Source organism: Arcticibacterium sp. SM2516 (assembly GCF_057914865.1).
This window is the reverse complement of sequence record NZ_CP195290.1, coordinates 3,495,036-3,513,434: the sequence shown is the minus strand read 5'-3', so window position 1 is coordinate 3,513,434 and position 18,399 is coordinate 3,495,036. Positions and strand designations below refer to the sequence as shown.

Below are 18,399 nucleotides of genomic sequence, written 5' to 3'. Positions count from 1 at the left end.
ATTTGCATGTCCAAAATAGGTATCTTTATAGAGATATCACTATCATTTTTCTATAAAAAATGACATTCCGTCTTTTAAATAATAGTTTAAATCTCACAAATGTAAATATTGTCAAATAAAGTAGTACTTTTCAACGTCGTTAAATAGTTTCGGTCGGCCTCAGAAATTAGCCGAAACAGTCGATTGACGGGATTTTATATTCCAACTTATTTATTGAAGTAATTAAAATGAAAGGCATTAAACTTTCTGTTCTTTTTAGCATTGTTTGTTTTATGGGTAACGCACAAATGAGTCAAGTGAAATCTGGGGTTTACAGATGGGATGAGTTACCAGTTAAAGAGGGAAAACAGAGGGTGGGAAGGAAAATTATGGAGGGAACTGCTCCATATTTTTCTTTCTTAGAAATGCATGCCACTACGCAAGAAAAAGGTGCAAAACCTGCAGCTCCGCATACTCAAAGCGAAATTGAAGAAGTGCTTTTTGTCAAAGAAGGACTTATGAAGATGACTATGGACGGAGAGAGTAGAATTCTTCCGGCAGGTAGTGTTATTCTTATTCCGCCACTGGTGGAGCAATCCCTTGAAAATGTGGGAGATGGTCCTTTAACATATTATGTCATGATGTTTAAGGCGGAAAAGGAAATGGATATAGAAAGGAGTAATACCGCTGGTGGAGCACTTTTCATCGATTCAGAGAAGCTAGAGTTTAAGCCGACTACAAAAGGAGGTAGGGTAGATTATATGAGAAGACCTACTGCGATGTGCGAGGAGTTTGAAATGCACGTTACCTTGCTTAATGAGAAAGGACCTAGTCATCAAGCCCATTCGCATAAAGACGCTGAAATGATTCTGATGATTGAGGGAGAAGCAGAAATGACAATAGATGGTCAAAAATATGATGGAAAGGTAGGCGACTTGTTTTTGATGAATCCAAATCAAATGCATACAATTGCTAATCGTTCAAATACCCCATGCCGTTACTACGCTTTTAGATGGTTCTAATTCTAAGGAACATTAAATTCAGTCAGACCTTTTGGCTTAAAGTCAAACATAACTTTTCTCTGTTTTTTAAAGAGGTATCCACAGAACTCATTCCCATTTTAGTTTCTACAACTATTACGACAGAGCTTACAAAGACTTGAATTATTTTAACTTCACGGGCATATCAAATGATATATAGCAGTAAATTGACCATCAGCCAAGGGCTGTCAATCATTTTGTTAATGTCATCAAACTCAATTTAATGCCTCCGAAAATTTGGCTGCTGTCTTTGCCCTTACTTCTTCTATTGAACTTCCTGGCATGATCTCCACCAAGGTTAATTTGCCATCTATGTATTTAAAAACGGCCAGTTCTGTAATACAAACGTCTATGCATTTTGATGCGGTTAGCGGTAAAGTACACTCTGGTACTATTTTGGAGTTTCCTTCTCTATCTGTATGATTTAATGTGATGATTAGTTTCTTAGCTCCTGAGGCTAAATCCATAGCTCCTCCTACACCTAGAAGTGGCTTTCCGGGCACCGTCCAATTGGCTAAGTTTCCATTTTCATCGATTTCTAAACCTCCCATAATCGCTACGTCGATATGTTTTCCACGAATCATGGCAAAGCTATCAGCACTGTCGAAATAGCTCGCTCCTGGCAAAGCAGTTATTGGTATTTTACCTGCATTCACAGGGTAATCCATAGCTCCTCCGCCATCTTCTGGTTCAGGTCCTACGCCTAACATACCATTTTCAGTATGAAGAATAATGCCATCTTCAGGCTTAATAAAATCAGCCACTAAAGTTGGAATCCCGATTCCTAGATTAACCACATCACCTTTACTCAATTCAGCAAATGCTCTTTTAGCCATATTCAAACGGCGTTCATTCACTTTTTTAGCTCCTTTTGCCGTAGCAGAAGAGCCTAAATCATCAATTGACAATTTTCTTACCACCAAATAATCTACAAAACAGCCAGGAGTATGAATTGTATTCGGGTCTAAATCGCCTTCAGGTACTATTTCTTGTACTTCGGCTATCACTAAATCGGCGGCTGTAGCCATAGCTTTATTGAAATTTTGCTCTGTCATTCGATACTGTAGATTACCCGCTGTATCGGCTTTCCAGGCTCTAATGATAGCAACATTACCGCGAATTCCTTTTATAAACACCTGCTCAACGCCATCTATTATTTTAGTCTCATGTCCTTTGGCTATGATAGTTCCGGCAGCGGTAGGGGTATAAAACCCACCAATGCCTGCACCTCCTGCACGAATAGCTTCTGCCAGCGTCCCTTGAGGAATTAGTTCATAATCTACTTCTCCATTTTGGGCTGCGGCTACCGCCTCAGGATTACCAGTAAAAAAGGAGCCAATCATTTTTTTCAACTGGCCATTATTCAACAATCTTCCTCCTCCAATGCCTTTTTCGCCAACATTATTACCGATAAAGGTTAAATCCTTGGTTTTAGTCTTGGCTAGTTCGTGAAGGATATTAACAGGATTACCAGTCATGCCAAAACCTCCACCTAATAATATGTCTCCATTTTTAACTAGTGCTGCAGCTTCGGCTGCTGATATTACTGGTACTTTTTTCACCCTGTTTTAAAATTATGATTTGTTAATGAATATTGGCATAGGTTCTCGCTTATGCCGAGGGCTTACATGTTTCGATAGTTCTTTGTCCTGAAGCTAATGGGCTCAATCTCGCTTGAAGGTGCTCAACTTTTGACGGCAAAAATGCTACATAATGACATCTGAGAAACACTAAGAGCCTTGGAAATAAAATCAAGAACGTGAATGGCGGCTGTATCTTAAACTCCAATTTGTCATATACGTTGTTGATGATGAATTCCAATGGATAATTTCTAGTTTAAAGTTAGTGAAAATGTATCATTAAATCGTGGTTTATTACAAACTTGAATAGGTCCAGTAAAAAAAGCATGGTGGCGTTTCGACCTCCTACAGATGAATTTGAGAAGGTTTAAAAGAGATTTTATTTATTTAAGGTTTTAGGTCTTTGTCATTCATTGGAACTCGAAAATGCCTTGTTAGGATTGATGAAGTACAGAATGAATAACTTAAATTTGTGCCATAAAAAATTGTTTAAAACAAACCTTGAACACTGAAATAAGATTATGATATTAGAAATCGCCACATTGGATATTAAAGAAGAACAGCTTGCATCTTTTGAGGCTATATTACCTAAGGCAAAAGCCGTAATATCACAATCAAAAGGCTTTGTTTCTGTTGAATTTCAAAATTGCATAGAATCACCTACAAAATACTTAGCCTTGATACAGTGGGAGACTTTAGAAGACCACACTATTGGCTTCAGAGAGTCTCCTTTATTTCAAGAATGGCGAGCGGTTTTATCTCCATTTTTTAATAGTGCTCCTAATGCAGAACATTTTAAGTTAGTTGAGACCATATGAGACTGGTAATAATATTGGGAAAAAGTCAATGGTAGATGTATATGCTTTGGAAGTGCGATGAATAGGAATCAAATAAATTGGAAATGAAAACGGTATTAGTAACAGGAGGAGCAGGAGAAATTGGTTCGGCGATTAGTAAAAAGTTTGCAGAGAATGGCTATGCCGTAATCATCACCTATAATACCAATGCCGCAAAAGCGGAAACGGTAAAAGTAGCCTTGCCTGGTGACAACCATAGTGTTTTTCATGCACCCAATACCAATCAAGAAAAGGTAAATGCGTTAAGAGATTTTATAGTAGAAAAATATGGTAGACTAGACGTGCTGGTTAATAATGCTGGCATAACCATTCCTGTACCTCATGACGATTTGGAAGGACTTGGCGACGAGTGGATTGACAAAATCATGCAGACTAACTTTAGAGGAGGCTTTGCCATGGTACGTGCCATGAAAGACTTATTGGTAAAGTCAGCGGATACTGAAACCTCGTTGATTGTGAATATTTCTTCAATAGCTGGTATTTATGGGATAGGCAGTAATGTAGCCTACTGTGCATCTAAAGCAGCTGTGGATTCTATGACACGTTCTTTGGCTAGAGCATTAGCTCCTAAAATTCGTGTGGTTTCCGTTTCTCCGGGTTTTGTTGAAGGAGAATATACTAAAAGTTTTGACCCTAAATTTCTTCAAAATCAAATTGAGAACACGCCACTTGAGCGATTTGCTCAGGGAGAAGATGTCGCCAATGCGGTGTTTTCAGTGGCAACACAGTTAACGTTTTCAACAGGAAATATCATTACCGTAGATGGGGGAAGGCTTTTGTAGGTGTTGATTTCGTAGTAGAATAAACATAGCTTTATTAGCGGAAAATATAGCTAGTAGTCAGTGAAACCCTGAGGTATAACACTTAAAGTTCTAGAAAAACTGGCGGTCTAATTTAATTGGTGAGCGTTTAAAAGTCTAAATTGGTAACAAATTTAAATTCTCCCTTATCAAATGAAATTACTTTCTGGTCTGTTACTCTTTCTTTCTCTACAATCGCTCTATGCTCAAGATATAATTAAACTTTACGACGGTGTGGCACCGGGTTCGGAAAACGCTACGTGGAAAGAGCAGGTTTCTATCCAAAACATGTTTAATACCGAAGTTATTTATAATGTAACCGAGCCTTGCTTAATAGCCTATTTACCTCCAAAACATTTGACTACCGGTACGGCTGTAATTATAGCCCCAGGCGGGGCTTTTCATACATTAAGTATTAATAGTGAAGGTATAGATGTAGCAAAATACCTTAACAGTATAGGTATAGCGGCTTTTGTTTTAAAATACAGAGTAGCACCTAGTTTTACAGAAGACCCTGTAAAAGAATTGATGTCTAAAATGGGCGATTCTAAAACATTAGATGCAGAAAATGCCCCGTATGTAAAACAGGCTACGCAAGACGGAATAAAAGCCATGGAATACGTCAGAGAACATGCTTCAGAAATGGAAATTGACCCAAAGAAAATTGGATTCATGGGCTTTTCGGCTGGAGGTACTTTGGCCATGTCTGTAGCTTATTCAGCTCCTCAAAGCGGCAAACCTAACTTCTTAGCACCCATTTATGCTTACCAACCTGCCGTGCTTGGCTCTGAAATGCCAGCCGCCAAAACGCCCATCTTTATTACCGTAGCAGGCGATGACCAACTGGGTATGATGCCAATGAGTATTTTTATTTATGAAAAATGGTATGAAGCTGGTCAACCTGCGGAATTACATATTTACGAAAAAGGTGGTCATGGTTTTGGCATGCGTCAGCAAAAACTACCAGTAGATACTTGGTACGAAAGATTTGGAGATTGGCTTTGGACGCAAGGACTTAGAGATAAAATAAGACCAAGCAAGTATGAAAAAATTTACGGCCAGTGGGAAATAGCTCAGGGAAATAAAGAAGATGGAAACAAATTGAAAAATGACATGGGTGGTATTCAGAGATATGCTGCAGCCAATAAAAAAGACAAAGGCAAAAAGATAAAAGCAGTACTCATAGGAGACTCCATCACTGATGCATGGTACAGCCTGGATTCTAGTTTCTTTCAAAAAAACAACTTCATAGGCCGAGGTATTTCAGCACAAACATCTACCCAGCTGCTTATTCGTTTTAGACAAGATGTGATTGACCTTAAACCTGAAAAAGTACTTATTCATATAGGCACCAATGACGTGGCAGAAAACACAGGGCCTTATAGTCAGGATTTAACCATCGGCAATATTGAATCCATGATTGATATTGCTCAAAAAAATGGAATAGAAGTAGTTTTAGCCTCCGTACTTCCTGCTACCAAGTTTGAGTGGAGACTAGGCTTAGGTGACAAATCGGATGAAATCTTAAAATTAAACACCCGCTTAAAAGCCCTGGCAAAAACCAGAGGTCTTAAATATGTAGATTACCATACACCACTAAAAAATGCGGGCAATGGCATGGACCCCGATTTAGCACAAGACGGCGTTCACCCAACGATGAAAGCCTACGCTATAATGGGTAAACTTATGTTGGAGGTGTTGAAATGACAATAAACCTGCATTATTCATATCTTAAAACTTAATATTTGTCATTATGACATATATTAATGAAGGATTGACACAAAAAATGAAATAAGAGTCAGAAATGGCGTTTATATTTGTGAAGTATAACGTAAAAACGCCCAAAGACTCTATGATATCTCTAAAATCAAGTAAGTATCTCTTACTTCTTTTATTTTCCCTTGTTGCCTTTTCTTTCACTGCCAATTTCCTTTTTGACGAACCCGAAATCTCTTTAGATTCGTATAAAGTAGAGGAAGGTTTTGAGTTAAGTCTTGTGGCTTCTGAACCACATTTTTCTGCTCCAGTCACTATGGATTTTGATGATCAAGGTAGAATCTGGGTAGTAGAAATGATTGGTTATATGCCTAACCTAGAAGGAATAGGAGAGGAGGAGCCAAACGGTCGTATTACTATTTTAGAAGACTTAGATAATGATGGCCGCGTAGACCACTCCAAGGTCTTTTTAGAAGGGCTAGTACTCCCAAGAGCTATTGCCCATGCCTACGGCGGGCTTCTATACACCGATGGTCCCGCTCTCTATTTTGTCAAAATAAAAAATGACAAGCCAGGTAAAAGAACCCTTGTTGACCCTCTTTACGCCGATGGCGGAAACGTAGAGCATCAACCAAATGGATTGATGATGAACATTGACAACTGGATTTATAATGCCAATACTAATTTCAGATACCGCTTATTGAATGGGAAATGGCTAAAAGAGCCGAGTTCTTATAGAGGGCAGTGGGGAATTACTAAAGACAATTTTGGTCGTTTATATTTTAACAATAATTCTACCCAACTTCAAGGAGACTATGTACTGCCAAATACCCTTATCAGAAATCAATATTATAAACCTACGGCTTCTATAAATCAGGTTTTGACTAGAAACCAAAGGGTATATCCCTTACATGCCACGGCTGTAAATAGAGGTTACCAAGATGGTGTTTTGGACCAAAACGGAATTCTTAGAAACGTAACGGCTTCTTGTGGCCCAGTGGTTTATAGAGGTGATATCTTCCCAAAAGATTATAATCAAAATGTCTTCGTTTGTGTTCCAGAGGCAAACCTTATCAAAAGAAATATTCTAAACTTTAGTAGTATCAAAACCACGGCTCAGCAGGCATGGGATGATAAGGAATTTATAGCGTCTACGGATGAAGGTTTTAGACCTGTTAACCTTTTCAATGGTCCTGAAGGTGCCATGTACATCGTAGATATGCATCGTGGTATTATTCAGCATAAAGCCTTTATTTCACAGTATTTGACGGAATTATTATCAGAGCGGAAACTGGACACGCTTCAAAATGCTGGACGAATATTAAAAGTGACACATAAGGAGCGTAAACCTAGTGCCATTGGTAATTTAGGTAAGCTATCTCCAAAAGAGTTGGTGCCATTATTAAGTAGTTCCAACGGTTGGACAAGAGACCGTGCCCAACAATTACTTATTACCTATAATAAGAAATCTGTTAAAAAGGACTTGATGAACGTTGCTACGGTTGATAATGAGTTTGGCACCGCTGTTCATGCTCTTTATACACTTGAAGGTTTAAATTTACTTTCGTTTGATTATTTAGTCCAGGTTTTAAATCAAACTAAGAATCCCGAGACCATTGCTCACATCTTGAGATTAATGGAGCCTTTTGCCTCGCAAGGTAATATTCAACAGATGACGACGGTGAGTTCCAAAGTATTGTCAAGTGCCGACCCTATCTCAGACTTATACCTAAGTGTTTCATTGAATCCTTGGGTAAAGCTATCTCCGGCAATCTTTCAGCCTGTTCTGGCTAAAATATCCGAAAGGTATATGGAGAACATGACTATCCAAGAAGCCGTAATTAGTAGTTTGGAAGGACAAGAGGAGCTTTTCCTTAAAGAGCACAAGACCAATAAGTTTCTGACTATGAATCTTGAAAGAACCTTAGCGAACAAAGAAAAAAACGAAATGAATTCCATATTTGTAAGGGAGACTGGGAAAGATGATGGCCGTACCAACGGGCTGAAACTTTTTAGAACTATTTGTGGTGCATGTCATGGGCCAGATGGCTCTGGTATAGCTGGGCTAGCTCCACCCTTAAAAGAATCAGAATATATAGATGGTTCTATACATCGCTTAGCTTCTGTTATCTTGCATGGAATAAGTGGTCCTCTTCATGTTAATGGAAAGCTTTATGAGTTGAACAATGACATGCCTGCACTTTCAAATAATACCGATATCTCAGACCAAGACATTGTTGATATTACCCATTATTTGCAAAATGCTTTTGCAAAAGATTTGAAGCGAATTTCTGCTGAAGAGATTAAAAAACTAAGAGAAGACAAGCCGAAAGATGGTGCACTTTATACCGAGAAAGAACTGTTAGAGAAGGAATTTTTTAAGTAGAATTCCTGACTTTTAAAATGCTATTTCATCACATAGAGAGCGAATGCCCCTGAACTAAACTTTAGGGGCATTCTACTTATATTGCTAATAAATACCGTACTTCAGCACATCAGATAAAGCAATATGGCATTAAAAACAATTGATTTTCAGGAAAAGCGAAACACAAGGTCTATCATAACGCATAGCATCGTTTGGGCTGTTTTGTTTCTTTTGCCATATGTAAACTTCCTTTACGAACCCGAAAAATGGGCTACTGCCAATAAGGGATTTTTAATGATGCAGGGAATCTCTACCCTGTATTTGATGCTTCTCTTTTATTTCAATCTCAAGTATTTAGGTACTAAATACTTGGCAAAAAACCGTAACTGGCTTTTCGTTCTAATTATATTTTTGGGCTTGTTAATCTATGTGACTCTTAATTATTATTCGTTTCAACATTTTATTGTCAACAGCCCAGAGTTTATAGAAAACCAAAGTAAGAAAACGGCAAGTGAGAGAAGTGAAAACTGGATGTGGATACCCATTGTGCTTTGGCCTACACTGCTGTATTCTATTGATATTCTCACTAGCACCATGCTGTATTTGTTTAATGAGCGGAGAAGGCAAAAAGAAATTAATCAACTCACTGAGCTAGAAAAAACTGCCGCGGAGTTGAGTATGCTAAAGCTTCAAATCAGTCCTCACTTTTTGTTCAACACTTTGAATAATATTCGTTGGTTGGTGCGTAAAAAGTCTGATTTTTCAGAAGAAGCCATCCTTAAATTGTCGGAGATACTTAGATATATCATTTACGAAGTAGGTGATAGCAAAGTAGATGTTTCTCATGAAATAGAGCATCTTAATAATTATATAGAACTTCAGAAGTTGAGATTGCCTAAAAAAGGCAAAGTTGAGTTTATTGTTCAACAAAATCTCGGTTCTGTTGCCATTCAGCCTTTACTTTTTATCCATTTTGTAGAAAATGCCTTTAAATATGGCATTGATAGTAAGAATGAACCCGAGATTCAATTTGAAATATCGACATCGAGTGACATGCTGACTTTCTCTTCTAGAAACAAAATATTGGTCACATCCAGTAATTTGTCAAACGAAGGTATCGGTCTTGTTAATATCAAAAGACGATTGGAGCTTTTATACCCAAATAGGTATGAATTGGCTATAAATAATGACTCCGAGTATTTTGAAGTCATCATGAAACTTCAGCTCCATGAAGATTAAATGCATACTTATTGACGATGAGCCTTTTGCCCTAGATATTCTGGAAGACGACCTTCTTGGTTTTAATGATATTGAAGTTTGTGAGAAATACTCAAGCCCAGTGGGCGTGGCAGATTATCTTAAAAATGAAAAAGTAGACTTAATTTTTTCTGATATTCAGATGCCAGAAATGTTGGGTACTAATTTTATAAGAGACCTAGAAAATCCACCATTAGTCATTTTCACCACAGCTTATCATCAATACGCAGTAGAAGGTTTTGAGTTAAACGCGGTGGACTACCTTCTCAAACCAATCAGAAAAGAACGACTCGGTGCGGCTATTGAAAAAGTAGTTAATCTCATAAAGCTCAAAACTGCTGAGCAATCTTCTGAAGAAGAAAATTATATTGTAGTGACTTGTGAGTACAAAAAAGTAAAGCTCTTCTTTAACGAAATAATCTATATAGAAGGCTTAAAAGACTATGTTAAAATATATTTGGAAAGTAGGGTGTATCCACTACTCACTAGAAGCAATCTGAAAGGCATGGAGAAAAAATTGCCAGAAACTGATTTCGTCAGAATCCATAATTCTTTCATAGTCAATTCCTCAAAAATAACAGGAGTAAATCTTTCAAAACTGACTTTAGGAGCTGTAGAGATCCCTGTTGGAAAGAAATATATTGATAGTCTTCCAACTATGTAATTAGCATCAAAACCACTTATTTATATTTGCTTTCTAGTGATAGTTGGTGACAATTAGAGGGAAATTATTAGGCTCTTTTTAACCATTTCCATCAAAACCCAATTTCATCGGTATACACTTTTTGTGTATCCGTATACACTCCCACTTTTTCATTTGTAAACAGCCTCCTTAAGGGTATTCCTTTGTCACATGGATTTAGCGACGCACTTGAAATTTCGCCAAGCCAAGACAACAGAAAAACATATACAAATGAAAAATTTACTAACATTATTCTTAACCACACTCATAGGCTTCTCGGCCTTAGCTCAGTTTCCTGGAGCAAATAGACAAGATCCAAACAAAGGGCATGTCTTCGGAAAAGTCATTGACAACGATGGAAAGCCAGTGGGATTTGCCACGGTTATTATCATGAAAAGCGTGCTAGATAGCACTACACAATCTCCGAAAGAAATAGTGGTGAAAGCTCAAACTTCTGAAATGAATGGAGACTTTGATTTCTCAGAATTACCGGCTTTTTCAAAAATCAGCCTTAAAGTAAGTTCAGTAGGTTTTGCTACTACTGATTTCCCAATAATATTTAACAAACCAGATATGTCGGGTATGAAACCTGGTCAAAAGCCAGACCCAGCCATGATAGCCAAAATGATGGCAGCCTTTGAAAAGGATTTAGGAAACTTGGTTTTAGAAAACGATACCCAAGTTTTAGATGCCGTAACGGTAACAGCTCAAAAGGCTTTACTCGAGATGGACATTGACAAGAAAATTTTCAACGTAGATAAAAACATTGTTACCGCTGGTGGTACCGCTGTTGACGTGATGAGAAATGTACCTTCTTTGCAGGTTGACATTGACGGAAACGTTAAGCTTAGAAACGCTTCACCTACCTTATTTATCGATGGAAGACCTACTACATTGACCTTGAGTCAAATTCCAGCAGATGCTATTGAAAAAGTGGAAATTATCACTAATCCTTCTGCTAAATATGATGCCTCTGGAAGTATGGCAGGTATCCTGAATATTGTACTTAAGAAAAACAAGAAGAGCGGATATAATGGCATGTTTAATCTTGGTGCTGATAACTACGGTGGAAGCAATGTGATGGGTAATTTCAATGTAAGACAGGGTAAGGTTAACTTATCTGTGATGGGTATGGGAATGAGGATTAATAAGAATGTGGATGGCTATAGCGAGCGTAGTAGTATGATTGAAGGCATTTCGGCTAATACGTATCAAGACATTGTAAGTGAAACTACAGGATTGCTAGGTTTCGGAAGGATAGGTTTGGACTATTATATCTCAAACAGAACGTCGGTTTCTTTAGGTGGCGTGATAGGTGGCGGAAAGTTTAGCCCTGAAGAGAACATCCTAATTACAAATACTGTGGGAAATGTCTCAAGTCTAAGCAACAGACTTTCTAGTTCTACAAGACAGTTTCAACCAAAGGGTTTGCAACTAGGATTCAGACATAGTTTCCCTACCGCAGGTGAAGAACTGACTATGGATCTTAACTATTTCGGTGGAACAAACGGAAACAATGGTACTTATACCACCAATTACTTGGGCGATGCTAATCAAATAACTGGCGTTCAAATTCAGAAAAACTTAGGAAACGGAAACAATGGTTTCATGACCTTCCAAACAGATTATGTAAAGCCGTTAAAAAACAATGGCAACATTGAGTTAGGGGTGAGAGCTCAAATAAACACACTAGAAAACATCAATGACAATACGCTTAAAGCCATTGGTTCTGATGTCTTTTTACCAATAGCCTCTGCCTCTACAAATTATGAAAGTACTAATAATGTGTATGCCGCCTATGTTTCTCTAAGCGGAAAAGTAGGAACAGTGTTTTCTTATAAAGCTGGGGTTAGAGTAGAAAGCTCCGCCTATAATGGAGACTTGTTAAACACGGGTGAAAAATTCAGCAATGATTATCCTGTTAGCTTATTTCCATCTTTGTTTTTAAGCAAAAACCTTAGTCCTACAGATCAGCTACAATTTAGCGTAACCAGAAGAGTTAACAGACCAAATTTCTTTCAGATAATTCCTTTCATTGATTATAGCGATAGCCTAAACATCACGCAAGGAAACGCCGATTTGGTTCCTGAGTTTACGACCTCTACCGAGCTTTCTTACAGTAAGTCAAAAGGAACGGGCACTTTTTTGACCTCCATTTACTATAAGCATACCAATAACTTAATCACGAGATATTTAAGCCAAGAGATAAACCCAATTAGTGGAAACCTTGATTTGATTAACACTTACGTAAATGCTAACTCAAGCGAAAACTACGGTGCAGAAGTAACCTATACCAATAAGATTCAAAAATGGTGGGATTTCACAGCGAATGTGAACTTCTATAACTCTAGAATCAACACGGAGAACATTGAAAACAATTCTTCTCAGGATGCCTTATGGACAACTTTTGGTAAGATAAACAACAACTTTAGTTTGAAAAACAAATGGGTCATTCAGCTTTCTGGAGACTATCAAGGAAAAACTAACCTTCCAGTTTCTCAAGGACAAAGCTTTGGACCTCCTAGCACTGCTCAAAGTTCTTCTCAAGGGTATATTGAGCCATTCTACGGTGTAGATGTTGCCATCAAGAAAAGCTTTTTGAAGAACGATGTGGCTTCTTTAACGCTATCTGCTAACGATATTTTCCGTACCAGAGGAAATACGCAGGTATCTTCAGGAGATGGTTTCTCACAAACGTATTATAGATTAAATAATCCGCAGCAAATCAAATTGAACTTCTCTTTCAGATTTGGTCAAATGGATGCTAATATGTTTAAGAAAAAAGGAAACGCATCATCTATGGAAGGAATGCAAATGCAGTAAACATATTCTGTTGTCGTATATGTTTACATAAAATAAGTCATCTCAGTTTTACTGGGATGGCTTTTATCTTTCATAAAATGATTAGGTCAGCGAGGTAGAGTGCTTGAACCCGCTTTATGCATTAGAAAATCTCCCGATAGCTTTCGGGGCCGTAACTAAATTGCTTCAAATCAGTTCGTAAACCCATTTAAACCCAATCACTATAGCCCTTTAGATCAGGGTAAACGCTATGCTAATCTCGTTTAAATATTTGAATTATTACACTTTAGTAACTCGTTACAGTTCTCCAATGCATAAATCGGGTTGAATCTTTTTAGGATTATCTAAGATGTCAGAAGACGGATTATTTAAATTTAAATTGCTGCAAAACGTCATTATTGTTTCCAACCAATACACCTGAGGTTCCGTTTGAATGGATCAAGGCCATTTTTCTTACATCTTTTTGTGCCCAAAATCCATTTTTATGATTTTGCGAAAAAGTGAATTTTCCTTTTCCATTTCCTAAGAGGAGGTATCCATTTCCGGCATCCATTCTTGTGGTTTCATTTTCACAGGGGTAATTATTTCCGGCCATCAGTAAATCACTAAAACCATCACCATCAAAATCTTCATATAGGATGCTGTTAATTACAGAGGTCTGAATTTGAGGTGTAAACGCCTGAAAAATATAGTTCATTTTTCCGTCGTTTATAAAGATGCCTGACCTTAGCTCCGAAGCTTTAAAACTCCTACTGTTCTTAAAACCTTCACCCAGTAATTCTTGGATATTTTTTGATGCAAAGCCTTTAAAGGTGGTGAGTTTATTTCCAATGGTAGGCATTTGCTGAATAAATGCCATTCTTCCTCTTACGGGAACTTCTTTGCCATCATAGTAAGTGGTTAAAATGGGGTCTATAACACCATTACCGTCGTAGTCGTTAGAGTAAAGGCCTAGTGGATATTCTTTGGAAGCTTTATGCTTAGAATTTAAACCTAAATTTCCTGCAACTATATCTTTGTCACCATCATTATCGATATCTACTATGAGTATCTTATTCCACCAGCCAGTAGTCTCTGAGAGGGATTTATATTTCTCAGATGTGGCAAATCTGTTTCCTTGGTTTTCAAAAACGGTTACACCCATCCATTCTCCGCATACTACTAAGTCTAGGTCATTATCATTGTCTATGTCGTCCCAAATGGCGTCCGTAATCATGCCAACATTTTGAAGCTCAGGTGCAAAATAGGCTGCCATATCTTCAAACATGCCGTTATTATTAATAAGCAAATAATGAGCAGGAGCCAGTGGATAATAACCGGGCACCATTCTCTGCCCTATAAAAATATCTTGGTCTCCATCTTTATCAAAATCGCTAACCTTCACTACGGCTCCCACGCCTCCAATATGCGGAAAAAGCATATAGTCTCTTTCGAAAATGCCTTTGCCATTGTTAAGGTATAGTCTATGAACCAGTGCGGTATAATCATTTGCGTATTCTGCACTGCCGCTTAAGACCAGAAGGTCTAAATCCTTATCGCCGTCGGCATCAAAGAAGATAGCATCGGAGTCTTCAGATGCTTTATCTACTTCAAAATCGATTTGTGGAGAAACCTTGAACTTGTTGTCGCTAGTAGCTATGAACAGTTGCCCCGCTTGCTTTGCTGCACCACCAATATAAAAGTCTTCATAGCCATCTCCATTGATATCGGCTACGGCCAAGGAGGGGCCTAGTTGTGAATACTTTTGCGGAAGAAGGCTTTGTAATTTGAAGTCATCAAAAATCACCTCCTCGTGTTTAAATAAAGAGGGCAATTCTGCGAATAGCTTCTTTTCAATCTCCGGAGTATCCGTGTTTATATTGCTAGGATTGTATTTTATTATTATGGTTTGATTATGCTTGAATTCGGTTAAAGACTGTGTTTTGCCATCTGGCCAAATGATTTCACCTTTCGTAATCTTTGCATTTGAGTTTAAGCCAAAATGCATGATTTGCGAAACGGATGAGAGGAATCCTCTCGTAGTGAGTAACTGTCTGGTCAGAATCTCACCCGAATCAAGATATAGTTTTACGATGGAGCCAATGCCAAAAATATTGCTTTCCGAACCTTCAATTTTGAGTTTCAGGAAATCTCCTTTTTTTTCTTCTACGGCATTATTTTTTAGAATTGTCGTTTCATCATTTAAGTTACTGACCACGACGTCTAAGTCTCCGTCATTGTCAAAATCGGCATATGCCGCTCCGTTGGAAAAAGTAGGTTTAGGTTTTAGCCATTGTGTGCTAACGTCTTTGAAAGTGAGGTCTCCGTTGTTTTTGAAAAAGTAGTTGTTGAGTTTTTGTTGCGGTAGTTTTTTGACAAATTCTAGAAAATCTTTGTCATCGGGTTTTTTACCTCTGGAGCGTAGCGTTTTTAAGATTTCATCGTTTACGTCTCTATCAATCACGTCCCTAAATACTCCGTTGGTAACATAGATGTCGTTATATCCATCCAAATCGAAATCTGCAAATAAGCATGCCCAGCTCCAATCTGTGTTAGCCGTACCTGCTAAATTGGCTATTTCACTGAATGTGCCATCACCATTGTTAAGCTGCAGCATGTTATGCATGTATTGATGGTGGTAGTTTTTGTCTACCATCAGCTCAAAAAGATATTGCGAGGTCATTCCCATAGTGGTTTTGGCTCTCACATAATCTTCTGGATTCATGTCTAGCGTAAAGATGTCCATCATGCCATCATTATTAATATCGGCAATATCTGAGCCCATACTGTTAAATGACATGTGTCTGAGTTTCTCATTTCTAAGGTCAGTGAATGTGCCGTTCTGGTTGTTTACATATACAAAATCAGGAATTCTGAAATCGTTACAAACATAAATGTCCAGCCAGCCATCATTGTTAATATCTCCCACCTGCGGACTTAATCCAAAACCGATATCGGGTTTAAGGCCAGCGAAGATGCTGACATCTTCAAAATGACTTCCACCGTTATTTCTGTATAATTTATCGGAGCCTTTAAGTGTGGAGGTTTTGGGGTCTAGTGCTACTTTCTCTAGATCTAAAACGACATTGCCTTTGTCTTCAAAGTCTGGGGTATTGCTCATAAAGAGGTCAAGGTCTCCATCATGGTCATAATCAAAAAAGGTTGCGGCAATACCTCTGTTTTTGTCATCAAGCCCATACTCCTTGGCTTTTTCTGTGAACGTTACTCCTTTTGTGCCGTTAGGCAAAACAGATATGCCATTGTTAATATAAAGCATGTTGGCAAAGCCGTCATTGTCTTCCACCCAGCCGCCTCTAGTAATGTAGATATCTAGCCAACCATCATTATTGACATCTGCAACTGCCGCTCCCACATCAAAGCCTGGCTGTTTTGTAATTCCAGAAGTTTCTGTAATGTCTTCAAATTTAAAGTCTCCTGTATTTTTGTAAAGCTTACTTTCATGAGAATTGGATACTAAAAATAGATCTTCCAGACCATCGTTATCAAAATCTGCTGCAGCCACCCCTCCACCAATATACATGTACATATATTTGAAGTAATTGGCAGCTTCTGTTTCTTCTATTTTATTGACAAAGTTTACGCCAGAGTACGAAGATTTTATTTCCTCAAAAATCATTGATTCTTCTTGCGAAGAAGTGGTGCATGAACAGATAGAAATCGACAGTAGTCCTAGAAAATAGAGCTTTCTCATAATGTTTTATTAGTGAGCTAAGGTAACAAAATCAGATGGAATGGTTGAATATAAAAACGGCAGAATCCAATGGTGGATTCTGCCGATAGGCCAACTCAAAATAGTCCTTTTATTTAAGATTAGGATTTAGATTTACTTCATTCTGGGGAATTGGAGCGAAATAATTATCCGTTCCAAGAGAACCCACAATTGGGTTTGGTTCTGTCAATGTTACTCCTGCAGAATTCTTAGAAGTTACTTTTGAACGAGCCGTCAATGCCGTTTGAACCTGTTCCATACGCACCAAGTCATTCCATCTTATGTATTCACCTGCTAATTCCCATTTCCTTTCTAGGTAGGCAATGTCGGCAATATTTCCACTCGCACTTGAATAGTCTTTATTGCTGACAGCGTCTAAAGGTAAGCCTTCTGCTCTTCTTTTGATTTTATTAAGTGCTTCCCAAGCGTCTGCGGTTACGGTACCAGCTCTACCAGATGCTTCTGCATAAAGTAATAAGAGCTCTGCGTATCTCATGACGTAATCGTTTCTGTTTGTATTGAAATCGTTTAAAGAGATATCACCTTCAGGACCAACAATTTTCTTGAAAACAGGGTTTGCTTGGTCCGTGAAATCTTCCCATTTGTAATCAGTTCTGTAGGTGGCTTTTTTACGAGGCTGTTCAGGGAAATCTTCAAAATACTTAATCTCAGCGAAAGTTTCTTGCCATCCTAATTTATCTGCAGGGTGACCTAATTTTCCGAATTTACGGTTGTTCAATCCATTTTCCTTTGAGTATACCAATGTGAACATACTTTCTTTATTAAATCTACCTGCAAGTGTCCATAGGCTTTCAAGGTTCTCTACAAGCCCAAAACCATGGCTAGCGGCATTGTCAATTACAGATTTCGCTGTTGAAGCTGCTAAGGCATATTTAGAGGCATCTTTCACAGGGAAACCTGCCCAGTCTAAATATAGTCTTGCCATGAACGCTCTAGCGGTACCTTTGTTTGGTCTTGGTGCACCTGCATTTACGCCTGGGTAAATGGTAGGAAGAAGCGATTCCGCCTTCTTAAGGTCTGATTCTATTTGTTTGTAAACCTCTAAAACAGGAGATTTGGCCATATCCACTTCAGGAATTACACTTAAGTGAAGCGGGATTTCTCCATGTATTCGCTCTAACTGATGAAACATAATAGCTCTAATGAAATAAGCCTCTCCTATCAAAGCATCTTGTGTTGCTTTATTTGGAAGTACTAAGCCTTCTGAGTTAAATAAAACACTATTGGCTGCACGTATTACGGCATATATATCTCTCCAGTTTGTGGCAGAACGAGCATTTAATGGAGATACGGCTCTTTGATCATATTCTCTAAAGTCTGCTTTATTGGAAGCTCTATGTGTGGTCATGTCATCTCCACCCCAGCCAACGACTTGGAAGGTTGTCATGGCAGCAGAGTTTGCCAACATTCTATAAAGACCCGTTACGCCTAACTCAAGCTCGGCTTGGTTTGAATAAGATCCAGGTGCTAGTCTTGACTTGCCTGGCTCTTCTTGTAGGTCTAGGCAACTAGACATGCAAAAAGCGGCAAACAGCAAACCAATACCCAGTTTTGCACTTTTATATAATTTTATTTTTTTCATCTCTTTATT

The 18,399-nt window shown here is 38.2% G+C and carries 11 protein-coding genes; 8 read left to right on the top strand and 3 right to left on the bottom strand.

Translation table 11 applies throughout. From position 1 onward, the window contains the following. Positions 1–227 precede the first annotated feature (227 nt). Complete coding sequence (locus ACSBFT_RS14605) at positions 228–1,001, top strand: cupin domain-containing protein (protein WP_489601170.1); 774 nt, start codon at positions 228–230, stop codon at positions 999–1,001. Between the two features lie 233 nt (positions 1,002–1,234). Here the strand turns inward: ACSBFT_RS14605 and ACSBFT_RS14600 are convergent, their stop codons facing one another. Then, positions 1,235–2,581 carry a 3-oxoacid CoA-transferase gene (locus tag ACSBFT_RS14600; protein ID WP_463044612.1) on the bottom strand — a complete coding sequence of 449 codons (1,347 nt, stop codon included), beginning with the start codon at positions 2,579–2,581 and terminating at the stop codon, positions 1,235–1,237. A gap of 539 nt (positions 2,582–3,120) precedes the next feature. On the opposite strand from ACSBFT_RS14600, the gene ACSBFT_RS14595 reads away from it, so the two are divergent. The 7 genes from ACSBFT_RS14595 (at position 3,121) to ACSBFT_RS14565 (ending at position 13,099) form a co-directional block, all read left to right on the top strand. Further along, positions 3,121–3,417, top strand: a complete 297-nt coding sequence (locus tag ACSBFT_RS14595) for an antibiotic biosynthesis monooxygenase family protein (protein WP_463044613.1) — start codon at positions 3,121–3,123, stop codon at positions 3,415–3,417. An 83-nt stretch (positions 3,418–3,500) separates the two neighbouring features. Further along, positions 3,501–4,238: an SDR family NAD(P)-dependent oxidoreductase gene (locus ACSBFT_RS14590; RefSeq protein ID WP_489601169.1), complete on the top strand. Its 738-nt coding sequence runs from the start codon at positions 3,501–3,503 to the stop codon at positions 4,236–4,238. 171 nt (positions 4,239–4,409) lie between these two features. Further along, positions 4,410–5,963 (top strand): GDSL-type esterase/lipase family protein, encoded by a 1,554-nt coding sequence (locus tag ACSBFT_RS14585; RefSeq protein WP_489601168.1) that lies wholly within the window; start codon positions 4,410–4,412, stop codon positions 5,961–5,963. 97 nt (positions 5,964–6,060) lie between these two features. After that, a complete protein-coding gene (locus ACSBFT_RS14580) occupies positions 6,061–8,358 on the top strand; it encodes a DUF7133 domain-containing protein (RefSeq protein WP_463044616.1) in 2,298 nt (765 codons plus the stop codon). Between the two features lie 123 nt (positions 8,359–8,481). Continuing rightward, entirely contained in the window at positions 8,482–9,576 is a 1,095-nt protein-coding gene (locus ACSBFT_RS14575; protein WP_489601167.1) for a sensor histidine kinase, read from the top strand. Then, positions 9,566–10,258 (top strand): LytR/AlgR family response regulator transcription factor, encoded by a 693-nt coding sequence (locus tag ACSBFT_RS14570; protein WP_489601166.1) that lies wholly within the window; start codon positions 9,566–9,568, stop codon positions 10,256–10,258. The genes ACSBFT_RS14575 and ACSBFT_RS14570 overlap by 11 nt, the downstream gene beginning before the upstream one ends. Positions 10,259–10,507: 249 nt before the next feature. Beyond that, positions 10,508–13,099 (top strand): TonB-dependent receptor domain-containing protein, encoded by a 2,592-nt coding sequence (locus ACSBFT_RS14565; protein WP_489601165.1) that lies wholly within the window; start codon positions 10,508–10,510, stop codon positions 13,097–13,099. A gap of 343 nt (positions 13,100–13,442) precedes the next feature. Here ACSBFT_RS14565 and ACSBFT_RS14560 read toward each other — a convergent pair whose 3' ends face one another. Together ACSBFT_RS14560 and ACSBFT_RS14555 are read right to left on the bottom strand one after the other, a co-directional pair. Beyond that, positions 13,443–16,769, bottom strand: a complete 3,327-nt coding sequence (locus tag ACSBFT_RS14560; protein WP_489601164.1) for a VCBS repeat-containing protein — start codon at positions 16,767–16,769, stop codon at positions 13,443–13,445. Between the two features lie 109 nt (positions 16,770–16,878). After that, complete coding sequence (locus tag ACSBFT_RS14555) at positions 16,879–18,390, bottom strand: RagB/SusD family nutrient uptake outer membrane protein (RefSeq protein WP_489601163.1); 1,512 nt, start codon at positions 18,388–18,390, stop codon at positions 16,879–16,881. Between the last annotated feature and the right edge of the window lie 9 nt (positions 18,391–18,399).